This is a genomic window from Bacillus sp. T3 (assembly GCF_033449965.1).
In the GTDB taxonomy this organism is placed as follows: domain Bacteria; phylum Bacillota; class Bacilli; order Bacillales; family Cytobacillaceae; genus Bacillus_BU.
Window position 1 is genome coordinate 2450615 of the sequence record NZ_CP137761.1, and the last position, 25259, is coordinate 2475873.

Annotated in this window: 22 protein-coding genes and 1 pseudogene; 14 read left to right on the forward strand and 9 right to left on the reverse strand. The window is 37.7% G+C overall.

Annotated elements, in window-relative coordinates; all coding sequences use genetic code 11:
- The first annotated feature begins 182 nt into the window (after positions 1–182).
- From RGF10_RS12655 to RGF10_RS12690, 8 genes and pseudogenes are all read left to right on the forward strand, one after another.
- Positions 183–976, forward strand: a pseudogene (locus RGF10_RS12655) (HAD family hydrolase).
- A gap of 325 nt (positions 977–1301) precedes the next feature.
- Positions 1302–1865: a tyrosine-type recombinase/integrase gene (locus tag RGF10_RS12660; protein WP_318502566.1), complete on the forward strand. Its 564-nt coding sequence runs from the start codon at positions 1302–1304 to the stop codon at positions 1863–1865.
- A gap of 76 nt (positions 1866–1941) precedes the next feature.
- Positions 1942–2160: a terminase gpP N-terminus-related DNA-binding protein gene (locus tag RGF10_RS12665; RefSeq protein WP_318502568.1), complete on the forward strand. Its 219-nt coding sequence runs from the start codon at positions 1942–1944 to the stop codon at positions 2158–2160.
- 32 nt (positions 2161–2192) lie between these two features.
- Complete coding sequence (locus RGF10_RS12670) at positions 2193–2969, forward strand: cobalamin-binding protein (RefSeq protein ID WP_318502570.1); 777 nt, start codon at positions 2193–2195, stop codon at positions 2967–2969.
- 162 nt (positions 2970–3131) lie between these two features.
- Complete coding sequence (locus RGF10_RS12675) at positions 3132–3641, forward strand: DMT family transporter (protein WP_318502571.1); 510 nt, start codon at positions 3132–3134, stop codon at positions 3639–3641.
- Positions 3642–3676: 35 nt separating this feature from the next.
- Positions 3677–4087 carry a DMT family transporter gene (locus RGF10_RS12680; RefSeq protein ID WP_318502573.1) on the forward strand — a complete coding sequence of 137 codons (411 nt, stop codon included), beginning with the start codon at positions 3677–3679 and terminating at the stop codon, positions 4085–4087.
- Between the two features lie 213 nt (positions 4088–4300).
- The gene (locus RGF10_RS12685; RefSeq protein WP_318502575.1) at positions 4301–5560 is read left to right on the forward strand and encodes an MBL fold metallo-hydrolase; all 1260 of its coding nucleotides are present in this window, start codon (positions 4301–4303) and stop codon (positions 5558–5560) included.
- Positions 5538–5858: a Rieske (2Fe-2S) protein gene (locus RGF10_RS12690; RefSeq protein WP_318502577.1), complete on the forward strand. Its 321-nt coding sequence runs from the start codon at positions 5538–5540 to the stop codon at positions 5856–5858. Before RGF10_RS12685 ends, RGF10_RS12690 begins: the two co-directional genes overlap by 23 nt.
- A gap of 137 nt (positions 5859–5995) precedes the next feature.
- On the opposite strand, the gene RGF10_RS12695 is transcribed toward RGF10_RS12690, so the two are convergent.
- Complete coding sequence (locus RGF10_RS12695) at positions 5996–6397, reverse strand: glycosyltransferase (protein WP_318502579.1); 402 nt, start codon at positions 6395–6397, stop codon at positions 5996–5998.
- A 32-nt stretch (positions 6398–6429) separates the two neighbouring features.
- Positions 6430–7056: a glycosyltransferase family protein gene (locus tag RGF10_RS12700; RefSeq protein WP_318502581.1), complete on the reverse strand. Its 627-nt coding sequence runs from the start codon at positions 7054–7056 to the stop codon at positions 6430–6432.
- Positions 7057–7360: 304 nt separating this feature from the next.
- Between RGF10_RS12700 and RGF10_RS12705 the strand changes: the two genes are divergently transcribed.
- Positions 7361–8194, forward strand: a complete 834-nt coding sequence (locus tag RGF10_RS12705) for a hypothetical protein (protein WP_318502583.1) — start codon at positions 7361–7363, stop codon at positions 8192–8194.
- A gap of 157 nt (positions 8195–8351) precedes the next feature.
- On the opposite strand, the gene RGF10_RS12710 is transcribed toward RGF10_RS12705, so the two are convergent.
- The 3 genes from RGF10_RS12710 to RGF10_RS12720 all read right to left on the reverse strand — a co-directional run bounded on the left by RGF10_RS12710 (position 8352) and on the right by RGF10_RS12720 (position 11468).
- Positions 8352–9278: a glycosyltransferase gene (locus tag RGF10_RS12710; RefSeq protein ID WP_318502585.1), complete on the reverse strand. Its 927-nt coding sequence runs from the start codon at positions 9276–9278 to the stop codon at positions 8352–8354.
- Positions 9279–9505: 227 nt separating this feature from the next.
- Positions 9506–10345, reverse strand: a complete 840-nt coding sequence (locus tag RGF10_RS12715; RefSeq protein ID WP_318502587.1) for a DUF7164 domain-containing protein — start codon at positions 10343–10345, stop codon at positions 9506–9508.
- Between the two features lie 121 nt (positions 10346–10466).
- Complete coding sequence (locus RGF10_RS12720; protein WP_318509448.1) at positions 10467–11468, reverse strand: NAD-dependent epimerase; 1002 nt, start codon at positions 11466–11468, stop codon at positions 10467–10469.
- A gap of 256 nt (positions 11469–11724) precedes the next feature.
- Between RGF10_RS12720 and RGF10_RS12725 the strand changes: the two genes are divergently transcribed.
- The 5 genes from RGF10_RS12725 (at position 11725) to RGF10_RS12745 (ending at position 18261) form a co-directional block, all read left to right on the forward strand.
- Positions 11725–13836 (forward strand): hypothetical protein, encoded by a 2112-nt coding sequence (locus tag RGF10_RS12725; RefSeq protein ID WP_318502589.1) that lies wholly within the window; start codon positions 11725–11727, stop codon positions 13834–13836.
- Positions 13837–14007: 171 nt separating this feature from the next.
- Positions 14008–14241 (forward strand): hypothetical protein, encoded by a 234-nt coding sequence (locus tag RGF10_RS12730; RefSeq protein WP_318502590.1) that lies wholly within the window; start codon positions 14008–14010, stop codon positions 14239–14241.
- Positions 14242–14444: 203 nt separating this feature from the next.
- Positions 14445–15329 (forward strand): glycosyltransferase family 2 protein, encoded by an 885-nt coding sequence (locus RGF10_RS12735; protein WP_318502591.1) that lies wholly within the window; start codon positions 14445–14447, stop codon positions 15327–15329.
- A 141-nt stretch (positions 15330–15470) separates the two neighbouring features.
- Positions 15471–17006, forward strand: coding sequence for a glycosyltransferase family 2 protein (locus tag RGF10_RS12740; RefSeq protein ID WP_318502593.1), 1536 nt, complete (start codon positions 15471–15473; stop codon positions 17004–17006).
- Positions 16996–18261 (forward strand): nucleotide sugar dehydrogenase, encoded by a 1266-nt coding sequence (locus RGF10_RS12745; protein ID WP_318502595.1) that lies wholly within the window; start codon positions 16996–16998, stop codon positions 18259–18261. Before RGF10_RS12740 ends, RGF10_RS12745 begins: the two co-directional genes overlap by 11 nt.
- Positions 18262–19021: 760 nt before the next feature.
- Here the strand turns inward: RGF10_RS12745 and RGF10_RS12750 are convergent.
- The 4 genes from RGF10_RS12750 to RGF10_RS12765 form a co-directional block, all read right to left on the reverse strand.
- The gene (locus RGF10_RS12750; protein WP_318502596.1) at positions 19022–19747 is read right to left on the reverse strand and encodes a hypothetical protein; all 726 of its coding nucleotides are present in this window, start codon (positions 19745–19747) and stop codon (positions 19022–19024) included.
- Between the two features lie 123 nt (positions 19748–19870).
- Positions 19871–22297 carry a DNA topoisomerase IV subunit A gene (gene parC, locus RGF10_RS12755; RefSeq protein WP_318502598.1) on the reverse strand — a complete coding sequence of 809 codons (2427 nt, stop codon included), beginning with the start codon at positions 22295–22297 and terminating at the stop codon, positions 19871–19873.
- Positions 22294–24273, reverse strand: coding sequence for a DNA topoisomerase IV subunit B (gene parE / locus RGF10_RS12760; RefSeq protein WP_318502599.1), 1980 nt, complete (start codon positions 24271–24273; stop codon positions 22294–22296). The genes parC and parE overlap by 4 nt, the downstream gene beginning before the upstream one ends.
- 540 nt (positions 24274–24813) lie before the next feature.
- On the reverse strand, positions 24814–25227 hold the full coding sequence (locus tag RGF10_RS12765) for a CoA-binding protein (RefSeq protein WP_318502601.1): 414 nt from the start codon (positions 25225–25227) through the stop codon (positions 24814–24816).
- Positions 25228–25259: the final 32 nt, after the last annotated feature.

Below are 25259 nucleotides of genomic sequence, written 5' to 3' on the forward strand. Positions count from 1 at the left end.
CTTAATGGTACAATATGCAGCAGCAAATCAAGAGGTTCATTGTGTTTTGATTAAATATCATCAGTTGTCTAGCAATCTACGCCAAAATCTGCTAAAATATTATGAAATTTCTTTTTATCGAAATATTAATTAATGGTAAACTGATAACATCACATTTCAAAAAAAGAGAGGCATACTAGAACATGATTAAAGCTATTTTTTTCGACTTAGATGATACATTGCTGTGGGATCAAAAGAGTATTAAGGATGCATTTATTGCTACATGCAAGATTGCTGAAGAACGATACAATTTAAATCCAGACCAATTTGAAGAGGCCGTTCGGGATGCAGCTCGCGAATTATATTCTTCCTATGAAACCTATGGATTTACCCAAATGATTGGCATTAATCCTTTTGAAGGACTTTGGGGTAATTTTTTAGATGAACAAGAGGATTTTAAAAAAATGGCGGCGATTGTGCCAACCTACCGTAAAGATGCCTGGACAATTGGTTTGAAGAAAATGGGAATTGATGACCCTGAATTCGGTCATGAACTAGCTGAACGATTCCCAGAAGAACGCCGCAAAACTCCTTATGTTTATGAAGAAACATTTAAAATTTTGGATGAGTTAAAGGGAAATTACGGTTTATTAATGTTAACGAATGGTTCTCCGGATTTACAAAATACAAAGCTATCGATAACACCTGAGCTTGTTCCGTATTTTGATAAAATTCTCATTTCTGGTGATTTCGGAAGAGGAAGCCTGACCCAACTATTTTTGAGCATGCCTTAAAATTGATGAATGTGCAAAAAGATGAAGTATTAATGGTCGGGGATAATCTCATGACAGATATACTTGGTGCTAACAAAGTGGGCATCAAATCTGTTTGGATTAATCGCCACGATAAAGAGCGGAATGAAGTGATTCCAACCTATGAAATCAGCCATCTGGACGAGCTGTTTCAAATATTAGAGGATCTTAAAGTAAAAGCATAGGGATGAATAGAGGAAAAGGATTGCAGACATGCCAGGATTTGGGTGTTTAGCAGTCCTTTTTATTTATTGGGGTTATCAAGTTTTATCACAATACCTTAACTGCTATATTTGATTTTTTAAAAGAAGTATTTAGGGTATGTTTGTACCCTAAACAAATATTAATAGATTTTTACATTACAGCTAAGGTGATTGTAGAATAAGACAAAAAATAACACAATACGCTTACTGATGAAAGAATATTCATTTAATTTCGATAAATCTAACAGGAAAATCAGAACATATACTCGAATACTATCCTTATAGCAATTAAAGGAGGTTGGTTCGGGTGCCTTACGGATTTATAAGTCATATAGAAAATAAGGGCTATAGTTCAGAAACAATTAAAAGCTATGAAAAAGTCATTGGGCAATTTTTCTATTACATCAAGAATACATATCCTGATAACAAGGAACCGTTTCAAATTTCTCCTTTAGATATCAAGAATTATTTAGAGGAACAGCTCGAAAAAGGTAAAAGCATTACAACGATCAATAAAGAATTGGCGATTATAAAAACGATGTTTAACTATTTTTGGGAAATTGATAGAGTCCCAGTGGATCCAGCTGTAAAGATAAAGCGGTACAAAAAACATGAAAAGCTCAAACTTGATCTAAGCTACGGTCAAATTACCGAGCTTTTACATCGTACACTCCATCACGATGAATACTCATCTCTTCGAAAAGCGATTTTTTTGTTGGCAGCAAAAGGACTAAAAACTGCAGATTTTCGTTTTAAAAAAGAGGATGTATCGGTTTTACATGACACCAGGTTCAGTGGAAATCCTGTTAAAAAACCGCACGATTACTTTAGAGGGGATCGAAGCCGACAGCTTCTTAGAGTACTTTCATGAGTGTTTAACGAATAATAGTGATTATGTGTTTGTTACCACCCCGCGTGGGGCAGAGAAGGGTGGGCCGATACAGGTCATGTCAATCCTCATTCATTTACGAGCTATTTCGAATGATTTTCTGGGTGACAGAGTCCCGCTAACCCTTATTGCAATGAGGCGTGCAATGGCATATGAGCTATACCAAAAAAAATACTCGATTCAAATGATTGCCCGTGAGCTTGGAATTGAGGAGAATTCAGCGTCTAATTATTTAAAAAATATAACCGAAGCATTATATCTTCAAAAATTATTATAATTCTGTTTTTAAGAAAGGTAGATTTTAAAGCGATGAGAGTTATATCCTTATGCCCGAGTAATACAGAAATCATGGAGTTTCTAGGGTTAACACAATGGTTAGTTGGCGTTGATGATTATTCTGACTGGCCAGAGTCAATTGTTAACCTGCCTAAATTAGGTCCTGATTTATCAATTGATATCGATCTTGTTGAAAAATTAGAGCCTGATCTTGTGCTAGCTTCATTAAGTGTCCCAGGTATGGAGAAAAATGTTGAAGCTTTAGAGGAGCGTGAAATTCCACATATCATTCTTAATCCAAATGGATTATTGGATATTGAACAGGATTTAATCACCACGGCAAATGCTTTAGGTAGACCCGAGCTTGGTTTAGTAGCAGCGAATGCTTTTCGTGGTCGACTTGAAGCAATAAAACAAAAATATTCAACTGTACAGTACCGCCCTAAATTATATTGGGAATGGTGGCCAAAGCCGATTTTTACCCCAGGGAAACTTAACTGGTTAACTGAGCTCTCGGAGGCTGCAGGGGCGATTAATGTTTTTGAAAACGTGGATGCAGCAAGTGTTCAACGCGATTGGGAGGAGGTAGTAGCTCGTAAGCCTGATTACATTTGCCTCGCTTGGGTAGGGGTTCGCAAAGAAAAGGTTCAAAAAAGTGTTGTATTGAAACGTCCGGGATATGAGAATCTACAACTTGAAAATGAGGATAAAATTCTTATTTTAGAAGAAGAATTGTTTTGTCGTCCTTCGCCAAGATTACTCGAAGGTCTAGAAAAGTTAATTTCACTAATCCATCCTGACAATGAATAACAAATTTACTATGAAGCATGATTCTTACAACTAAATTGGGGATCATGCTTTTTGCTGTCAAAAAATCACAAGAAGAAAACCCCCTGAACTAAATAAAATAGTGCTATAATAAATAATTGTGTGCAAGAAAAGTTATGAGGTATATTTAGGAGATGGATTTAATTGAAAAGTATTTTTCAACAAAAATGGGTGGTCATTGGACTAGCTATTTTCTGTTCGTTGCTGTGGGGCAGTGCATTTCCAGTTTTAAAAATTGGCTATGTCGAGCTGCAAATGGCAAAGGATGATACGATTGCCCAAATTGTATTTGCCGGGATGCGTTTTTTTCTTGCAGGAGTCCTAATATTAGCATTTTTATTTATAACAAACCGGAAGCAGCTGTTTGTGAAGCGCTCCTCGATTGTTATATTGGTATTATTTGGTGTTATACAAACTGCACTGCAATATTTTTTCTTTTATAATGGCTTAGCAAAGGTTTCTGGGATGCAGGGATCGATTCTGACTTCTAGTGGGACGTTTTTGGCTGTTTTTTTAGCCCACTTTTTCTATCAGGATGACAAATTAAATTGGAAAAAAGCGATTGGAATCTTAACAGGAATTGCAGGAATTATTGTTGCCAATTGGGGTAAAGACCTTCAGTTTACATTTCATTGGACCGGGAAGGTTATATAATCCTATCGGCTTTAACAAGTGCGATTACTACAATCATGGCTAAGGAATTAGCAAAAGAAATTCACCCGATAACACTAACCGGCTGGCAGTTAACGATTGGCGCTTCGTTGCTGTTGTTGATTGGAGTTCCACAGTTAGACGATCATTCGCTCACGTTTACACCATTTGGCTGGGGATTACTACTATATGCTGCTTTGATTTCATCGGTTGCCTTTGCCTTGTGGTTTTCGATATTGAAGTACAATAAGGCTGGGGAAATGAGCATCTATAATTTCTTAACACCAATTTTTGGAGCTTTTTTATCAGCGTTGTTTATTCCAGGGGAAAGAATGACGATTTTTATGTTTGTTGCGATGCTGTTAGTAGCAGCAGGAATCATCGTAATTAATTACCGTGGGAAAGAAAACAAGATTGAAATGCTTACCAAGTATAAGAACATAAGTTGATTTTCCGAAACATTAATAGTAGTAAAAAAAGCCATGATTTTAATCTTGGCTTTTTTTACTATTTCTTTGTTAATAATGCACTACAAAAATACGTAACTAGAACAATACAACAACAATAGAAACAAGCACCAGATTATTTAATATTACTAATAGAATCTCTTTTATTCGCATATAAATGATTTGTATATTTGTGAATAGAAGGGAGTCATTATTTTGGAAATAACGTATTTAGGCCATGCTGGTTTTTGTGTTGAGACGGAGAAAACTATCATTATAATGGATCCCTGGCTTTCACCGACGGGTGCTTTTGAAGGTTCCTGGTTCCAATTTCCGCAAAATCATCACCTTGCGGCCTATGTTCATGAGAAGTTAAATAATACAAATAAGGATCGCTATATTTATGTTAGCCATGAACATAAAGATCATTTTGATCTTAAATTTTTAAATAGTTTAGAAAATCGGGATTTTACACTAATTATTGCAAAATTTCGTAGAGCTGAATTACGTCGTATTTTTCATGATTATCATTGTAACAAAGTCATTAGTTGTGCCGATGGAGAAGAAGTTGTAATAAAAGACGGGTCTATAAAAGTGTACTTAATTGATACGGAAGTTAATCGCGACTCATCCATTTTAGTCAAAACAAATACAGGTTCTTTTCTTAATCTCAACGACTGTAAAATGATGGATAGGCTCGCTGAAATTATAAAAAACGAAGGGAAAGTCGATATATTTACCTCACAGTTTTCAGGGGCAATCTGGCATCCAACCTGCTATGATTATTCCAAAGAACAATATGGGAAAATTTCTAAAAAGAAGGTCCGCAGTAAGTTTGAAGCTGTTGCGAGGTCGATTGAAACAGTAAAACCTCGTTTATGGCTGCCATCCGCTGGGCCGCCGTGTTTCCTTGATCCAACTTTATTCCATTTGAATTTTGAACATATTAATATTTTCCCTCGTGCTCCTGAAGTGATTAGATTTTTAAAGAAACGATTAAAGACAATGACAATCGAAACACCTAATATTATGCCTGGCGATATTTTAGATGTAAAATCAGGGAACTTCATCCATCTTTCAAAAATACGGGTTGATGAGGCCAATGTGGAAAGCTACATAAAAGAATATGCAGCCAAGTTTGAAAGTTTTTTTGTAGCAAGGAAAAAAACTTATTCAACAATAGATCCCCAAGTCATATGGAGTAAGCTTCAAAAAGAATTGGAAGATAAATTAACACATTTACATTTGCATAAGCGAATAACCGTACCCCTTTATTTTTGTTTTAATGATCAGCCAGACAAAGTCCTGCGAGTTAATTTCCTAGAAAAAAAACTTGAATTTGTAAAAGATATTCAAGATAAACAATATTATTCTATCCGAATAAATTCCTGGGATATAGCCCGTATTTTTGACAATAAATTAACTTGGGAAGATTTTATGCTGTCTTTCCGGAATGAAATTAAATCGGGAGCCTGATATATTTCAAGCACTAATGCATGGATTTTTAATAAATGAAGCAGAGGATATTAATCCATTTTGTGAAAAGGTATTAGCCAATGAATTCAATCAAGAACGTATAGTCGTTGAGGCAAATGGAACCCGTTATGCAATAAATCGCTATTGTCCACATGATGGAGGGGATCTTTCACAAGGATGGATTGCTGGTAAGCAGGTCATTTGTCCAAGGCATCGCTGGGTATTTGATTTAGAGAATTCTGGAAAATGCACGACGAATGATTGCAGCATCCATTCATTTCCTCTGGAAGATGATTAAAAAATCGTACAATATTTTTTCCTCCCTGGTTAATTAGGCTTAAGGTTAATTGTTAACATGTATATTTACGAATTCAAAACAATTAAGCAGCCTACTCTCCTTAAGAATAAGGAGAGACGGCTGCTTAAATTTACCTATTATATCTTTGAAAGAATATCTACATAACGGTCAACATAAACATTTGGATGATAATCATATTGAATAGTGGATAGTGCGTTTTGAATAATTTTTTTCCGAAGTGGAGTATCTTTTAAAATTTTTTCTATACAGTTTACACCCATATTAATATCACCTAGTTTGTATAGCATGCCGTTATGCTCATCAATAATAACTTCGTTTTTTCCTGGACTGTCTGAGCTTACAACAGGACATTTACATGCCATCGGTTCTAATAACGAATTTCCTAACCCTTCTCGCAAGGAGGTAGAAAGTACACAGCCGCCTGAATCTGTTATTATGGAGTAAATTTCAGGCATATTTTCATTAAAAACATGGATCACTTTATATTTTAATTGATGCGTTGAACAAAGCTTATGCAAATTTTCAATACTGTTTGATGATTTTGGATTACTTAAAAACCAGGCTTCGACCGGATATTTTTCTCAAGCATTCTATAAATCTTGACGAATTCTTTCCAGTTCTTTAAGCCTTCTACTCTTCCAACAAAAGCAATAACGGAATGTCCCATAATAGGCTTTGGTGATTCTGCCCAGGTTCTTTTTGAAGCATTTAGATAGTGAAATATTGGATCAACTGTATTTCCATCTATAAATATCGGAACATCCTCTCTAAAGTATGGTTTCACTAATGGTTCCAAATATTTAGCAATGCAAACAATTGCATCAACAGATTTACTTATATTTTTTTTCTTAAGTTGTTTTACTACACCCTGGCTCCAACCACGAAGTTCATAAATTTTCTTTCCTTGATAATTGTTTGGCAGGTATTTAAGATAGTCAAGAGAATAAACGAAGATAATACAATCATAACCTCCTTTTTCAACCATTTGCTGAAAATGACTAGTATTTTCAATATAATAATGAGGAATTTCTCTAAACATTTTTGCACCGTCACCACGGGCCAAAAAAAACACTTCTGCCTCAATTCCTCTGCTTATGAATGCATTGATGCGATTCCGCGTCGAACTTACCACGCCACCATCTGTTGATTTATTAATAACATATAGGATTTTAACCATTCATTATTCACCAGCCTTTTTTGTTAAACTGAACAAAGTACAGTGTGTTTCGATTCCATTTTCAAATGGTAGCTACACCTTATTTGAAATACCATTAATGCTATTCTATTCATCACTTAATAAAAAAGTATTAGGGCTAAGGTTCAAAAATCCTTACAATAGTAAGTTTTTAAATTGTCGTTTTGCAATACAATCAAAAATTTGTAAATGAAGTTAGTAATTAAGGATTAATTACTACATATGCCGTTTCCATTTTAACTTTTATTCATTAGATATAATAAATACGTCCAAAGGAGAGTTAGGTATGAAAAATCCTTTTTGTATGTCAGTCTATGTATTTGGAGATTACACAAAATATATACCTTACTATATATATAGTATTTTAAAAAGTTATCCTGATTATTTTGTAAAAATTTTTTGTATGGATCATTTGTCAGAGCAGGAGAATCTTTGTCTTGATTTAATAAGAAAGAATTTATCAACTAACTTTGAAATAAAAGAAAAATATTTTCCTTTCCCAAAATTCAGGAAAAATAAATTAGGAAAACCTTTTCGATTTTTAATCCCCCATGAAGAATTTTCAGAGTTTGAAAATGTCTATTTGGGAGATGTTGATTATCTGATTGTAAAAGAAAACCCTTCTATTTTAGAAGGGCATTTAGAACATTGCAAAAAAATCGGTCTTCCTTATAGTAATCAAATCCGTCCTAATACCAAAAGACTAACCGGACATCATTTTTTAATAGTCAAAGAATATTATCATTTAATGCAACCAATTATTGAGTACTATCAAAATCACCTTGATGAAGTTTACAATGAAATGAAGTTAAATCGTTCAGATGAAAAATTTCTATATAAAATAGTGGAAAAGGGCATAGGCTTTGGAAAAATGAAAGAGAATCATTACAGACCGCACCATGGTTTTCATTTAGGAATAATGAGAACGAATGGCTTTAAAAAATACGTTCAAGAAGGACCTACTAATCCATTTAGCAGCCTTCCACCATACCCAATATTAAGAAAGCAGTTATTAGAGTATTATCAAGATCCCTTATTTCAGGAAATCATCAATAATAACCCTATCCATGAAATCATTAGTCTTAAGGAAAAATTACAAAAAATATCAGAAATTGAATAAGTCATTTCTAACTAAATAAGACAATATAAAACACCACCGATTGATGAACTTTAAAAACAGTAAATTAATCGGTGGTGTTATTGTTTGGAAAAGAAGTATATTCAAGAGAAATCGTTCTTGAACTATTGTTAGAGGAGTTTCTCGAATTTTTCAAACTCTAAATGGATGTAAAAAACTCTTCCCATTCCTTCCAGCACGATTTCCAAGTCCATTCCTTTAGAATTGTTTCACGAATTGATTGTCCCATTGATTTCTGTTTATCAGGATGTTTTATTAAATGTTGAAGGGCTTCACGGATCGATTGTGGGTTTCTTTTAACAATAATACCGTTCACATATGGTTTGATAAGCTCTGGAACAGACCCAACATTCGTTGAAATAATAGGTACTCCGCACGCAGCAGCCTCAAAAACCGGGTTAGGATGACCCTCAGAGATACTAGAACAAATAAAACAGTCTAATCCCTGATAAAATTCCACCATTTTCTCTAATGGGACATAATTTTCGGTAAATGTTCTTATATCAAGCTTTATATCTAATCCTTGTATTGCGGAAGTAACTATATCAAAACCTTCAAATGAACGACGTCCAGCCCCGTCAATTCGGCCTACCCATCCCACAGTAAACGTAGACTTTGAAATTGGGTATTCAGAAGGTTGAAAAAAGTTTTCATCAATTCCCACTCTCGTATGATAAATGCGGCGGTGAGGAGAGAAAAGTTGGAATAATTCATCTGAAAGAGAATTAACCCCCCTTAACCCACTAAAAAATGTGATGAAATCAGTTTTATAGGTACCTTTGCTCGTCATATGCCGCTTAAATTGCCGAACAGATGTAAGTCCTGCAGCCATTTTATTGACAGGAATCCCTTTTTGATAGAGACCTATTGCATGCCCTACTGACATCGCATAAATTAAATCATATTGGTTAATGTCCTTTTTTGTAACTTGTTTATAATATTTTATATCAAATTGTAGTTTATTAGTCGGTAAGCTCATTATTTTCTTTGCTCGATTATCAAATGCCCATCCAGGATGGTCAGGTACCAATAAAATCTTCCTAACAGGTAACTTCGATTCATTCATAATGTTTTCTCATTCCTGTCCTCTGTCCATATTTATTATCATTGCATTATTAATAGTATTCATAATTCATAAATAAGTTCTAGTTCAAAAATAAGTAAATCCATTAGAATTAATACGCTTGGTAATTAATGTCCATCTTATTTTTTATGAAGGAATAGGAAAAAGTCCCTCATTTACAGTTATTCACTGTAACAATAAGGACTTTTTTTCGGAATTAGAAAGGGTAATTAGATTTGGCTTTCCCTAGCTTTAAAAGCAAGATAGAGGCAATAATCTTTCACTTTATCAATATCTAAATCCTCAATTCTAATATGATCGTATTCACCGCGTTCAAATCGAAATTTAGAAAAAATATCTTTTGTATGCCAACAATGGATGTGTGCATGATCATGTACCGAATCAGATGAAGTGCTGAGAAAATCCAAATTCTTTTTATCAATTATAAAGTTTGGAATGTAGTGATTCACCGCAATTTCATTACTATACATATTAATAACACCGCCGTACCACCCTGGCCATTTACCCTTTTCATCTTTAAAGTCATGGGTTAGTAAATACTTTGCAATCTTAACGGCCTGTTGCGATACCCTGATAACTTCATTCGGCGGACCATAATGTGTTGCACCAATATTATGGCGCCCTTTGTGGTTTAAACCGTGAATTTCAGCAACTCGTTTAATGTTTTCTTTTACTTCACTGGTAGAAACATAGCCGCCTTTTCCAGTCGTGTAGTGTTCAGGATAATAATCATTCCAGGCAGGTGTCAGGAATATGTCGGCATCAGTCCTTAAAATATAGTCATATTGATTTAAAATATCTATTTGCGGGTCAAGATAGTAGTGTATCGAATTGATTCGCGGATATTTTGCAACTTCTGGAGGTTCACTGGCTTTTTTAACTTCAACCTTAATACAATCATCTGGAATATTTGTAAGAGCATCCTTTGTCCCAAATACGACCAATTCAGTATCACTAGATTGAATGTATTTAAGTGAAGTATAAAGCCAGCTAAACTGTAGCAACAATCTCTTTCTATTTTCTAAAAAAACAACCACTGCTCTTTTCAATTATTTCACTCCTAGTATGATTATTTACTTATTTATATTCAGAAATAATCGAATGGGGTGGGGAAAGCATTTTTAAAAGTAATTATGTTAATAATTATTGTTTCATTGGAATCTCAAAAATCTAAACTATTTTATAGTAGTCTTTATACCAATCAATGAATTTTCCAATTCCTTCCTCAATTGATGTTTTTGGTTGAAAATTGATTTTACTAAATAAATCTTCAACATCAGCAAAAGTTTCAGGAACATCTCCATCCTGAAGGGGTAAAAATTCTTTCTTAGCATTAATGCCCAATTTTTCCTCGATAGCATCAATAAATTTTATTAAATTTACTGGACTGTTATTTCCAATATTAAAAATTTGAAATGGCGCTTTACTTTGGTTAGGTTGTAAATTGCGGCTACTATTTGGAATAGGGGGGAGTGGGATCAATCTAACGATGCTTTCAATAATATCATCTACATAAGTAAAGTCACGTTTCATCAGTCCATAATTAAAAATCTTGATTGGCTCATTGTTTAAAATTGATTTTGTAAATAAAAACAATGCCATATCTGGTCGTCCCCATGGTCCATATACTGTGAAGAATCTCAGTCCAGTAGTAGGCAGTCCAAATAAATGGCTATAAGTATGAGCAAATAGTTCATTTGTTCTCTTGGTGGCTGCATATACACTGATAGGATGGTCCACAGGTTGTTCCGTTGCAAATGGCAATTTGTCGTTCATTCCATAAACTGAACTTGTTGAAGCGTAAATAAGATGCTTAACCTTTACGCGCTTGCTCTCTTCTAAAATATTTAAAAATCCAGTAATGTTAGAGTCTACATAAGCGTGTGGATTTGTAAGGCTATATCGTACTCCAGCCTGGGCACCTAGATTAATAACTACTGTAGGCTGATGGTGGTTAAATATTTCATTTATTTCTTGTTTATCTTCCAAATTTACTTTTTTAAAAGTGAAACCGCTACAAGGCAATAATAGGTTTAGACGCGATTTTTTTAAAGAAACATCATAATAGTCATTTAAATTATCGATACCGACGACCTCGAAGCCATCCTTTAGAAGTCTTTTAGTTAGATGGAAACCAATAAAACCTGCACATCCGGTAATTAATATCAATATTTTTCCTCCTAGTACTTGTCTAAAAATGAATTATACTTTTCTAACTACATTTGCATTTTTTATAAAATGCGATTCTAAGGAAGTAACAAGACACTTTGCAAAAACAAAGCATCTTGTCATGATTATTTACTCTCTAGTCCTTGCTGGGGTTACTTTCTTGCGATTAGTTAAGTGATCTTACTCGTAATTTACTGAACTCTTTTCTTAGTTCCGGCAGTCTTTGTCGCAACTGCGATCGTCGTTAGAGCGGCAGTCTTTGTTAGAGTGTGGCTTTGGCTTGTGCGGTGGCTTTGGCTTGTGCGGTGGCTTTGGCTTGTGCGGCGGCTTTGGCTTGTGCGGTGGCTTTGGCTTGTGCGGCGGCTTTGGCTTGTGCGGTGGCTTTGGCTTGTGCGGTGGCTTTGGCTTGTGCGGCGGCTTTGGCTTGTGCGGTGGCTTTGGTTTGTGCGGCGGACAAGGTGGTGCTGCCGTTGTCGTCGGTGCTGCTGTTGTTGTTGGAGCTGCGGTCGTTGTCGGTGCTGCCGTTGTCGTTGGCGCTGCTGTTGTCGTTGGCGCTGCTGTTGTTGTCGGTGCTGCGGTCGTTGTTGGAGCTGCGGTCGTTGTCGGTGCTGCGGTCGTTGTTGGTGCCGCTGTTGTTGTCGGAGCTGCCGTTGTTGTCGGTGCTGCCGTTGTTGTTGGCGCTGCGGTCGTTGTCGGTGCTGCTGTTGTTGTCGGTGCGGCTGTCGTTGTTGGTGCCGCTGTTGTAGTCGGAACTGCTGTTGTTGTCGGTGCTGCCGTTGTTGTTGGCGCTGCTGTTGTCGTTGGCGCTGCTGTTGTTGTCGGTGCTGCGGTCGTTGTTGGTGCTGCGGTCGTTGTTGGTGCTGCCGTTGTCGTTGGAGCTGCAGTCGTTGTCGGTGCTGCCGTTGTCGTTGGTGCAGCCGTTGTTGTCGGCGCTGCTGTTGTCGTTGGCGCTGCTGTTGTTGTCGGTGCTGCGGTCGTTGTTGGTGCTGCGGTCGTTGTTGGTGCCGCGGTCGTTGTTGGCGCTGCTGTTGTTGTCGGTGCTGCCGTTGTTGTCGGTGCTGCCGTTGTTGTTGGCGCTGCTGTTGTCGTTGGCGCTGCTGTTGTTGTCGGTGCTGCGGTCGTTGTTGGTGCTGCTGTCGTTGTTGGTGCTGCCGTTGTCGTTGGTGCCGCTGTTGTCGTTGGTGCCGCTGTCGTTGTTGGTGCTGCGGTCGTTGTTGGTGCTGCTGTCGTTGTTGGTGCTGCCGTTGTCGTTGGTGCTGCCGTTGTCGTTGGTGCCGCTGTTGTCGTTGGTGCCGCTGTCGTTGTTGGTGCTGCCGTTGTCGTTGGTGCCGCTGTTGTCGTTGGTGCCGCTGTCGTTGTTGGTGCTGCGGTCGTTGTTGGTGCTGCTGTCGTTGTTGGTGCTGCCGTTGTCGTTGGTGCCGCTGTTGTCGTTGGTGCCGCTGTCGTTGTTGGTGCGGCTGTCGTTGTTGGCGCAGCCGTTGTTGTTGGAGCAGCGGTCGTTGTCGGTGCTGCCGTTGTCGTTGGCGCTGCTGTTGTTGTCGGAGCTGCTGTCGTTGTTGGTGCCGCTGTTGTAGTCGGAACTGCCGTTGTTGTCGGTGCTGCCGTTGTTGTTGGCGCTGCTGTTGTCGTTGGCGCTGCTGTTGTTGTCGGTGCTGCTGTCGTTGTTGGTGCTGCCGTTGTTGTTGGAGCAGCCGTCGTTGTCGGTGCTGCGGTCGTTGTCGGTGCAGCCGTTGTTGTCGGAACTGCCGTTGTTGTTGGTGCTGCTGTTGTCGTTGGTGCCGCTGTCGTTGTTGGTACTGCCGTTGTCGTCGGTGCAGCCGTTGTTGTTGGAGTTGCGGTCGTTGTTGGTACGGCTGTCGTCGTTGGTGCTGCTGTTGTTGTTGGAACTGCCGTCGTTGTTGGAGCTGCGGTCGTTGTCGGTGCTGCGGTCGTCGTTGGTGCCGCGGTTGTTGTTGGTGCGGCTGTTGTTGTCGGTGCCGCGGTTGTTGTTGGTGCTGCAGTCGTTGTTGGTGCAGCCGTTGTCGTTGGTGCGGCTGTTGTTGTCGGTGCTGCGGTCGTTGTTGGTGCTGCAGTTGTTGTTGGAGCAGCCGTCGTTGTCGGAGCTGCGGTCGTTGTTGGTGCAGCCGTTGTTGTTGGAGCAGCCGTCGTTGTCGGAGCTGCGGTTGTTGTCGGAGCCGCCGTTGTTGTTGGCGCTGCGGTTGTCGTTGGCGCTGCTGTCGTTGTCGGTGCTGCCGTTGTTGTCGGAACTGCCGTTGTTGTCGGTGCTGCGGTCGTCGTTGGTGCCGCGGTTGTTGTCACTTCAGGACATTCCCACACACCACAAGCACAGCCACTAGTACATTCACACGCACCTTCACTTAATACTCTTTGAAACTGCGCACAAACACGTTTACCATTTAACAATTCTTCTGAGAATGTTCCAGCTGATGCACAGATTTCAAACGTTCCGGATGTGTTTATTCGTAATTTTTCATCATTGTCATTGCTATAATATTTATATCTAAAATCGCCACAATCCATTGGAGATACAAAGCCACCATGATTGGCACAAAAACTCCATGAGGGAGGACTGGCACTAGATTTAGCAACTGAAATAAACGGTCCATTAAAATCAAAGAAAAATTTGTCAATTAAAGGGCTCGGTTCATTTGGATCATTTGGATTTAGTTTTAAAGTATTATTGGTTACCACAAATTTGATACATGAACCGTCATCATTAACTGTCGCTACAACTGTTGCCCGGATTTCCCTGCTGCCAACCATTCCTGATAGCTGAAGATGGCATACCATATATTTCTCACTCCTTTACATATCTTTTCAGGGACATTTTCTCAATACTCTGTCCATTTACCATATGTAATAACAAAAAATATGAATAGACATTTATATCTATTTTTAAACAAATTATTGGTCTCTTTCACACCACTGTTATTTCGGACACATATACATATTCAAGGAAATGGTAAAAGGAGTGTTATCATGGGTATTGTTGAAGAAAAGCCGCTTGTTTCTATTGTATTGCCAGTAAAAAATGAAGGTGAGAACATTAAAAATACTATCAACTCTTTATTTAAAACTAAAACGGACTACCCTTACGAAATCATTGTAGTTGATGACAACTCAGAGGACGGGTGTTGTGATTATTTAAAAAAATCTCAGGATAAAAAAATCAAACTGGTTCATGCCAATAATGCAGGAGCTGCTTTAGCTAGAAACATCGGCGGTGAGCAAGCCACAGGAGAGTATGTCATATTTTGCGATTCACATTTGTTTTTTGAGGATTACTGGATGGATAGATTATTAGAACCTTTAAGATCTGGAATCGCTGATGCAATAAATCCAGGCATTGCTAGCGCCGATAGTCCTGACAAAGTTGGATATGGTTATACATGGAATGAAAATTTAGAACCAAAGTGGAATATTGGAAAAAGGGGACTATTTGCATCCCCACTTATAGCTTCAGGATGTTTGGCGATGAGTAAGAAAGTATTTGATGACATTGAAGGATATGAAAGAGGATTCCGGGTATGGGGCAAGAACGATGATGATATTTCTTTGAAACTATGGTTATTTGGTTACAACTGCTATGTTTTACCTGAAGTAAAAATCCGCCATATTTTTAGAAAGAAATCCCCGTTTAAGTTAACATGGAATGATATCAATTATAACTTTATGCGTATGGCTTACAGCCATTTTAACGAAGAAAGAATTGAAAAGTGTAAAAAGCTGATCAAACATTCGGACGCAGACAGAATCGTAGAAGAAGTGTTAAAAGGTGATGTTTTAGAGCAGAGGGAACGATACTTTAAAAAACGGAAGTATGACGATGATTGGTATATGAAACGGTTTAATATTCAGTTCTAAAATGATAACCTCTCCGAAATTAAGGAGAGGTTATTTCTTTTGTAAAAAAAAGAACTCAATCACATATTCCCTCCGCGAAAGCCGTTTCCAATTTCACTTTTGTCCATATTATATCTTCGAAAGAACTGAAAGGAGATTGAAATGGGTGTTCCCAAAAAAACCTCAAAAGTATCTGTAATTATTCAAGCCCAAAATGAACAAGAAACAATTGGGGGACTAATCAATGAAATCAAAAGACTAAACCCTCATGAAACCATCGTTGTGGTGAACGGCTCAACCGACGATACAGAAAAAATTGCAAAAAATCTTGATTGCAATGTCATAATTTTTTCTGAAGCATTAGGGATCAATGTAGGCAAGTCAATAGGCGCATTAAAAGCCGAAGGAGACATACTTCTTTTTTTGGATGGTGATATGGTAATAAAGGCTGAAAAATTAAAACCCTTTATTACCGCAATAGAAAATGGTAATGATGTTGCATTAAACGATTTAAATATTTTGATTAGAAAAAAGAGAATTTTTACAACTTCTCTTTGTAAGGTTGCCTTGAATACTTTACTGAAAAGGAGAGACCTGCTTGTCAACTCCTTTGTTGCGATACCAAATGCAATTAGCAAGGCAGCCCTCCGCAAAATTGGCTGGTGGAATTTAACTGACCCGCCAACAACTCAAGCGATGGCGGTTCTTCACAATTTAAAAATAACTATACCAACAAAAATAAATGTAGTCGGACTTAACCCGATCAGGAAAGAAACACATAAAACAAGAGAAAGAAATTCACCCTATATGAAATCAACAAGCCGAATAGTAGGAGATCACATATCAGCTCTAAACCTGCTTATTAACGAAAGAGGGAAAAGAGGTGGCTTTACGGGAGAGAGAGATTTTACTGTCTTAAAAAAGGTGAACTCTTATCCATTCCAATTTGAAAAACACTCTAAAGTAAAACGAAGTGCAGTAATCTCAGTAGATTCGAAAAAGAAAAACTTAGAGTCAAACATCCGGCAATTACTTCATGCAAATGTGGAAGACATTGTCCTACTTATTGAAAAGAATAATTTGGATTCAATAAATAAGTATACAGAAATGGAACAAGTTACTCTGGTTGAACTTCCTGAGACATACCAGCCGTTCATGTCAAGGGTTTTAGGTGCCAATAACGCCACTGGTGAAAACATTCTATTCATAGAAAGCGATAAGCCTATAACGTCCTGGGAGGTATTGAATTTTTATACTGAAGCAGAAAAAGGAGTCGGTATTGTTTTAAATAAAGACTCCCATTTCCTTGAATCGATGTATCCTATATGTCAACAAACCATCATTAAATGTTTTCTAAATACGATTATAAAAAAGCCTTCCTTTTTAAATAATTCTCTATACAGCACACCTCATGTTTTGAACAGAAAAGTACTCGAACAGATTGGAACTGAATCTCTTATGATTCCAGCGTTGGCTTATACAAAGGCAATAACTGCAGGTTATACAATTTCAGCACCTTATGCGATAGGGGAAGAGGGGATTCAATTGGATGATGATTTAGTACTCGGTGATCATCTGGAGGCTATTAAATATTACCTATCAAAAGCGGGCATAAGGGGTGGCTTTAATGACGGTGGGAAAAACCGTAAATTGTTGGAGCAATTAAAAATTGAAGAAGGAGATCTTGATGTTGAGTAAAATTGCTATTATTGGGTTGGGGTATGTGGGTCTTCCACTTGCCCAATTATTTTTACAAAATCATCACACTGTCTACGGTATAGATTATGATGTAAAAAAGATTGAATCAATTAATAAAGGGAAAAGTTATTTAAGTGATTTCCAAGATGAAGATATTGAAGGAATGGTTCAGACCGGAAATTTTCAAGCAGGAAATTCTTATGAGGTAATTTCAAAGGCCGAAGTAATCATTCTTTGCGTTCCAACACCTTTATCAGAAGATGAAACACCAGATATTTCCTACATTAAAAACGCTATATACAAATCACTTCCATTTTTAAAGGAGGGACAATTAGTTATTCTCGAAAGTTCTACTTATCCTGGAACAACCGAAGAAATCATTGTTCCTTTAATCAGCCAAAACAAGGAATTTTCTATTGGTAAAGATTTTCATATCGCTTACTCACCAGAAAGAATTGACCCTGGTCAGAAGCAATTTGGTTTAGAGGATATCCCTAAAATAGTGGGAGGGGTCACTCAAAAATGTACAGAGAGAGCCAAAAGTATCTATGAAACTATTTTTAAAAGTGTTGTAACCGTTTCATCCCCTAAAGTTGCGGAAATGAGTAAGCTCGTTGAGAATACCCAGAGACTTATTAACATTTCTTTTATGAATGAGCTGGCAATCTTTTGCGACGAAATGGATATCAATCTTTGGGAAGTTATCAATGCTTGCAGTACAAAACCATTTGGCTTCACTCCATATTTTCCTGGACCAGGAATTGGTGGGCATTGTATTCCAGTAGATCCACTCTATTTATTATGGAAAGCCGAAAAACATCATTTCGAATTGACATCCATTAAAGTTGCTCATGAAACAAATCAAAAAATGCCTCAATTTGTTGTAGAAAAAATTGCAAAACACATTAAAAAACCATTATCAACTGCCAATATATTTGTCATTGGCGTCACGTATAAAAAAGACGTAAATGATGTACGAGAATCAAAAGCACTAGATATTCTGACAAGCTTGGTGGAACTGGGATCGAAAGTTGATTACCATGATCCATTTATACCCCAAATATCTATTAAGGATTCAGAACTCCAATCCATACCCTTATCTACTGAAAAACTCCGAGCAGCTGATTGCACATTAATCCTTACTGATCACTCCAATATTGATTATGACATGATTTTAGAAAAATCGAATCTAATCATCGACACAAGAAATGCAATGAAAAATAAAAAGCACCTTGGAAAGGTTGTTTTATTGTAATTTTGGTTCATATGAGAGGTACTGACTGGACAAAAGCACGTAACTTTGGCATAGAGGATCGCAATAATATTGAGGAATATTCATTCAAAGAGAGGGGAGGGTTTAGAACCTCTCTTTTTATAGTAAAAATTCTTTACCTTCCATTCTCAAGTGGGTTAAAAACTGCATTTGAGAACGAATATTCCTATAATAAGTTTAGATGACATATAATTAGGTAGGTATTAAGGAGAAACGAAACCTAGAAATTTCAGAAATATTAGGCTGTATTCAGAAGGAATAAGGTACGGAAGAGATTGCTCTTTTAGAAATTTTTTAACATTCAAACAAGAAAATTTAGAAATAGAAAAACTAGTTGACTCACATCATAAAACTAAAAAACCTGGTGTAATGGTGAGAAAGCAAATGTTTTTAGAAATCGTAATGTAGTCGAAGTTTGTGCATCAGTGGGAATCACTTTATAAACGTTTCAAAAATGGTTAAAAAACTAATTTAAAATAGGTGAAGATAAGTGAACAACATATATAAGATAAAAATCGTTTTTTAAGTTTACATAATATCTATTTAAGGAAGTTAAATATAAAACCGATTTAATATCTCAATTCCTAAGAATACTTAAGAAATTGAGACAGAAACGAAATTTTTAGTTTAAAAAATATTTATCCATTAGATTACTTATGTACATATAAACCGCGCGAACATGAACTTTTAGTCCGTGCGGTTTAATTTTTTTCACACAAATCACTTTCAAATGTTCGCTGTCTTATTTTGGTTTCACTTGCTTTACAATGGTATTTTGCAATTCCCAATGATGATTAGACCATTTCCAGGTTGAATCTACATACCCAATCATTTCATCATTATAACCATCACTAATTAATTGTCTTCCTTTAAGACCAATTGACAAATCCCTTAATCTTACTGGTTTTAACGTTTTTAGACCACTTACCATTAATTCAGTTGGTTCATTCAACATTCCATTTTGATAAATTCCTTGCTGATCATATCGCTTTTTTTGTTTGTTTAAATCTATTACAAACGTTTGACCTGTTTGATTGATTTGAACTGATGCTTTATATCCATTCTTAAATTGTGCTGTTACCGGTAATTCTTCCGGCACAATCATCCTGCTTAGGTTTTCATCTTTTAATGTATATATAATATAAGTTGCTGCTTTGTCGTCATCCTTGCTAGAAATGTATATAAAAATGTCTTTTATTGAATCCTGATTCATGTCTTTAAATATTATCTTTGGCTCTATCCCTTTTGGTAAAGGAATTTGATAGCTTTTTTTTGAGACAATAACCATTTCCAGCCGATCATTTTCTTTTTTAATTAACTGAATTTTCTCTAAATGACGATCACCAGTAAGCTCAGTCCTATATGTTGCTATACTACCCAGTCCTTTATCCTTTGCGTACACACCGGATGTCGAAATAAGACAAAGTAAAAGGCTGACGTTAATAAAAAAAATCAGATGTTTCCTCATTGGATATCACCTTCCCTACTCGTAATGTATCCAACATCAGGAAAATAATGCAAAAACTAAAGCTTATATGTAAAAAAATAACACCTCATATCAACTTATATGAGGTGTTACACGTTTTAGGTTTTAAGACTCTGATTTTTCCTTATAAAGTCTGACTAATTTTCCATTATCTGATTCATCCATAAAGAAAGACCCATTTTGATATCGATCATTAAATCGTATATCAGCACATAGAATCGATTCTGTTTGTCCTTTTTCGGATTCGATGTGAACAATATCTGGATTATGAACCGTTTCAAATCCAATCACACGATGTGGATTTGACTTAAGCTCTCTCAGTACAACTACGCCACGTTTTGCACGTGAAGATAATTCGAATTCATTTAACTTCATTTTTTTCACAGCTCCACGTTGCGTTGCGATCACAATAGACTCCGTGTGCTCCGGTTCAACCAATTTTCCGCCGATTACGTAATCCCCATCTTTTAAGTTCATACCTTTCACACCAGCTGCACGGGCTCCAACAATACTAATTTCCTCTTCATTAAACCACAAGGCGTAGCCATAATGTGACATTAGGAACAATTCCATCTTACCTTCTGTGAGATGGACGTCAATGACCTCATCATCCCCCTTTAGATTAACGGCTACAAGTGGTTTTGAATAACGTTGTGCTTTATAATGATTTAACTCGGTCTTTTTAACCATCCCATTTTTGGTAACAAACAATAGATATTGGTTTGGATTAAAATCCTTAATCGGTAATGCTCTAATAATCGATTCATCTCGATCAATTGGGATAATGTTTGCAATATGCTGTCCCATGTCTTTCCAGCGAATGTCCGGCAATTCATGAACAGGACAATATAAGTAGTTTCCTTTATTCGTAAACAACAGCAATACATCGGTTGTGTTCATATCAAGCTTTGCCAATAATCGATCAGAATCCTTAATCGCGAAATCCTGTCCGTTTGATGCGGCGAAAGACCGTTGGCTAGTACGCTTTACATAACCATGCTCCGTTACCGTCACGATAACATCTTCGTTAGCAATCATAACCTCAAGATTAATTTTAATTTCTTCTATTTCAGCTTGTACAATACTACGACGTTCGTCTGTAAATTTCTTTTTCACTTCTTTTAATTCTTTTTTTATTACATTAAGGAGCTTTTGTTCGCTTCCTAAAATGGCGGTGAGTTCTTCAATTTTTTTCGCTAGTTCCTCTGCTTCATTCCGTAAAGCAGTGATATCTGTGTTCGTTAACCGATATAGCTGCAAGGATACAATCGCTTCTGCTTGCGCCTCAGTAAATTGAAATCTAGCAATCAAGTTATCCTTCGCATCTCGTTTATCCTTTGAAGCTCTAATTGTGGCAATCACTTCATCGAGAATGGAAAGAGCTTTCATTAGACCTTCAACAATGTGCTGCCGTTCACTTGCTTTTCTTAGCTCATATTGTGAACGTCTCGTAACAACTTCCTTTTGATGTTCAATATAAGCTGAAAGAAGCTCTCTCACACCCAATTGCTTCGGACGCTTGTTATGAATGGCAACCATATTAAAGTTATAGGTCACTTGAAGATCACTATTTTTATATAAATAATTTAAGACACCCTCTGCATCAGCGTCCTTCTTCAATTCAACAACAATTCTTAAACCCGTTCGATCCGTTTCATCGCGAACTTCAGAAATACCCTCTAGCTTTCGATCTAAACGAAACTCATCCATCTTTTTAACTAAGTTCGCTTTGTTCACTTCAAACGGAATTTCAGTAATGACAATTTGCTGTTTACCGCCACGAATGGTTTCGATTTCCGACTTACAGCGGATAATAATTTTCCCTTTACCTGTCTCATAAGCCTTTTTAATTCCCTCAACACCCTGAATGATCCCGCCAGTAGGGAAATCTGGCCCCTTCATGACGGTCATAATTTCATCAACTGTCACATCAGGTTTGTCCATTTTCATAATGACGGCGTCAATTACTTCTCCTAAATGGTGTGGTGGAATTTCAGTCGCATATCCAGCAGAAATTCCTGTCGATCCGTTAACCAACAGGTTTGGAAAGCGTGCTGGAAGAACGGTTGGTTCCATTGAAGTATCGTCAAAGTTTGGTACAAACTCTACCGTCTCTTTATCGATATCTCTTAAAAGCTCTGTAGCAATCGCCGAAAGTCTCGCTTCAGTATAACGCATTGCCGCTGGAGGGTCTCCATCCACACTACCGTTATTCCCATGCATTTCAACTAGAACATTGCGAACCTTCCAATCCTGGCTCATTCGGACCATGGCTTCATAAACGGAAGAATCACCATGGGGATGATAGTTACCAATTACATTCCCGACCGTTTTAGCTGATTTTCGGAACCCTTTGTCATGCGTATTCCCTTCAACATGCATCGCAAATAAAATACGGCGTTGAACTGGTTTTAATCCATCACGAGCATCAGGTAATGCCCGTTCCTGAATAATATATTTACTATAACGGCCGAAGCGGTCACCTAGAACCTCTTCAAGAGGAAGATCGCGGAATTTTTCTACTTGACTCATCCTTCAGTCTCCTCCTCTGCTACACTGATATTCTCATTTTCAAGAATGTTACCATCCTCTTCTAAACCGAAAGCCACATTCGATTCAATCCATTTTCTTCTCGGTTCTACTTTATCACCCATTAACGTTGTGACACGACGTTCCGCTCTGGCTGCATCATCAATGCGAACGCGAATGAGTGTTCGGGTATCAGGATTCATCGTCGTATCCCATAGCTGATCGGCGTTCATTTCACCAAGCCCTTTATAACGCTGAATCATGTAACCACGGCCAATCTTTTTCATTGCATCCTGAAGGTCATCATCACTCCAAGCATACTCAATGACTTCCTTTTTTCCTGCTCCTTTACTCACTTTATATAAAGGTGGCAGCGCAATGAAAATCTTGCCTTTTTCGATTAATGGCTTCATATATCGATAAAAGAAGGTTAATAGAAGAACCTGAATATGCGCGCCATCTGTGTCCGCATCGGTCATGATGACGACCTTATCGTAATTGATATCCTCTATGCTAAAATCAGAGCCAACACCACCGCCAATCGCGTGGATGATGGTATTTATTTCTTCGTTTTTAAAAATATCGGATAGCTTTGCCTTCTCCGTATTAATAACCTTACCTCTTAATGGCAGGACGGCTTGAAAGCGCCGATCGCGCCCCTGTTTTGCAGAGCCACCTGCGGAATCTCCCTCAACTAAATATAGTTCATTTTTTTGGGGATTACGGGACTGTGCTGGAGTTAATTTACCAGAAAGGACCGCTTCAGAGCGTTTTTTCTTTTTCCCACTTCTTGCTTCTTCACGTGCTTTACGTGCAGCTTCACGTGCCTGATAAGCCTTTACTGATTTTTTTATCAAAAGGGAACTAATATCGGGGTTTTCTTCAAGAAAATAGGAGAGATGTTCCGATACCACCGCGTCTACTGCAGAACGAGCTTCACTTGTTCCAAGCTTACCTTTTGTTTGTCCTTCGAATTGCAATAATTCTTCTGGAATCCGCACGGAAATAATCGCTGATAAGCCTTCACGAATATCCGCACCATCGAGATTTTTATCCTTTTCCTTTAACAATCCTACCTTGCGAGCATAATCATTGAAAATCCGAGTCATCGCTGTTTTTGATCCAGCTTCATGGGTACCACCGTCTTTTGTTCGAACATTATTAACAAAGGATAGTACATTTTCAGAATATCCATCGTTAAATTGAAACGAAAAATCGACTTCAATCCCGTTCTGTATGCCTTCAAAGCTAACAACAGGGTGAAGGACATCCTTTTCCTCGTTTAAATATTCAACAAATGCTTCGATTCCGTTCTCATAATGAAAAACCTCTTGAACATCGTTCCGTTCATCAATCATTTCAATTTTCATGCCTTTTAACAAAAAGGCGGATTCACGCAATCGTTCACATAACGTTTCATAATTGTACGTAGTTGTTGAAAAGATGGTTGGATCGGGTTTGAAATGGATGGTCGTACCTGTTTGGTTTGTTTTCCCGATTTTCTCCAGTGTTGTGACTGGTTTTCCTCCATTTTCAAAACGCTGCTCATAAATAAATCCATCACGTTTAATCGTGACGATGAGCCATTCTGATAAGGCGTTTACGACGGATGCACCTACACCATGCAAGCCACCGCTCGTTTTATACCCACCTTGACCAAATTTCCCACCTGCATGGAGGACAGTAAGAATGACCTCAGGGGTTGGTTTTCCGAGCTTATGCATCCCAGTTGGCATGCCTCGTCCTTTATCCTGGACACTAATTGAATTATTTTTATGGATTTTTACAATGATATGATTTCCGAAACCTGATAATGCTTCATCAACAGAGTTATCTACTATTTCATATACGAGGTGGTGAAGACCGCGGGCATCGGTGCTGCCAATGTACATTCCAGGCCTTTTCCGAACTGCCTCGAGCCCCTCGAGCACCTGGATGGCGTCATCATTGTAATCAAATACTTGCTGGTTCCTTGCCACGAACATACCCCTTTCATACTTACAAAACCTAAATGGTGTTACACCATCATAATCATGGAACACCATGTTGTCTAACTTTGATACTATTCGTCTAATGATTCGTATTTTCCTGTTGTTTTTTTGAAAATATCATTTCAGAACGAACGTTCGAGATAGTATATTTTATCATACAAAGTTGAAGTGTCTATGCTTTATTGTATCGATTTATTTGTTTTTGGCAAACGGTTCTTGGAATTGCTCACGAATTTGTAGAAATTACATGAAACTGCAGACCTTACCAATTTTACCTTTTTTATTGTTTTTTTACATAGCTATATAAATCTGTCAGTTGCTTTCCGCTCCAGGTGCTCCCTTTCCGCGGGGAGTCCGGGAGCCTCCTCGGCGCCTTGGCGCCTGTGGGGTCTCCCGAGACACCTTCTCCCGCAGGAGTCTCGCACCTTCCGCTGCAATCAACAGTTCGCTCAAAATCAACAAGGGTATCAAACACTGCTTTTTACAAAATAAATTGGCATGAGATCGGTCTCATGCCAATTTTCATTCCTATTTGGTTAATGCGTGCTCGACCTTGATACAACGATCCATAATGACCGTGTAGCCTTTTTCTGTAAGCTGTTTAAATACTCCCTCGTGTTCTACACCCAGTTGGGCCCAAAAGATATCAGCATCTACTTTCAGGAATTCCTCAGCTACCTGTGGTAAAAACTCTGAGCGACGAAAAACATTGACAATATCAATATGCCCCTCAATGTCGGTTAAACTAGCAACTGCTTTCACCCCGAGAACTTCTTCTACTTGTGGATTTACAGGAATGATTTCATAACCAGCATCCTGCATAGCTTTTGAAACAGTGTAGGATGTTCGTTCAGGATTGTCACTTAATCCAATTACTGCAATTCTTTTTGCTTTTTTTAAAAATGCACCGATTTGTTCTCGACTAGGATTTTCTATTGCCAAATTTCAACACTCCCACCATCAATAGTCAACTT

Coding starts and splice junctions, on each gene's coding strand:
- RGF10_RS12690 (WP_318502577.1), top strand. CDS start 5,538: ATGAAATTAAATCGGGAGCCTGATATATTTCAAGCACTAATGCATGGA.
- parC (WP_318502598.1), bottom strand. CDS start 22,297: ATGAGTCAAGTAGAAAAATTCCGCGATCTTCCTCTTGAAGAGGTTCTA.
- RGF10_RS12680 (WP_318502573.1), top strand. CDS start 3,677: ATGGCTAAGGAATTAGCAAAAGAAATTCACCCGATAACACTAACCGGC.
- RGF10_RS12745 (WP_318502595.1), top strand. CDS start 16,996: ATGTTGAGTAAAATTGCTATTATTGGGTTGGGGTATGTGGGTCTTCCA.
- RGF10_RS12710 (WP_318502585.1), bottom strand. CDS start 9,278: ATGAATGAATCGAAGTTACCTGTTAGGAAGATTTTATTGGTACCTGAC.
- RGF10_RS12665 (WP_318502568.1), top strand. CDS start 1,942: ATGTCAATCCTCATTCATTTACGAGCTATTTCGAATGATTTTCTGGGT.
- RGF10_RS12705 (WP_318502583.1), top strand. CDS start 7,361: ATGAAAAATCCTTTTTGTATGTCAGTCTATGTATTTGGAGATTACACA.
- RGF10_RS12735 (WP_318502591.1), top strand. CDS start 14,445: ATGGGTATTGTTGAAGAAAAGCCGCTTGTTTCTATTGTATTGCCAGTA.
- RGF10_RS12740 (WP_318502593.1), top strand. CDS start 15,471: ATGGGTGTTCCCAAAAAAACCTCAAAAGTATCTGTAATTATTCAAGCC.
- RGF10_RS12750 (WP_318502596.1), bottom strand. CDS start 19,747: ATGAGGAAACATCTGATTTTTTTTATTAACGTCAGCCTTTTACTTTGT.
- RGF10_RS12700 (WP_318502581.1), bottom strand. CDS start 7,056: ATGGTTAAAATCCTATATGTTATTAATAAATCAACAGATGGTGGCGTG.
- RGF10_RS12670 (WP_318502570.1), top strand. CDS start 2,193: ATGAGAGTTATATCCTTATGCCCGAGTAATACAGAAATCATGGAGTTT.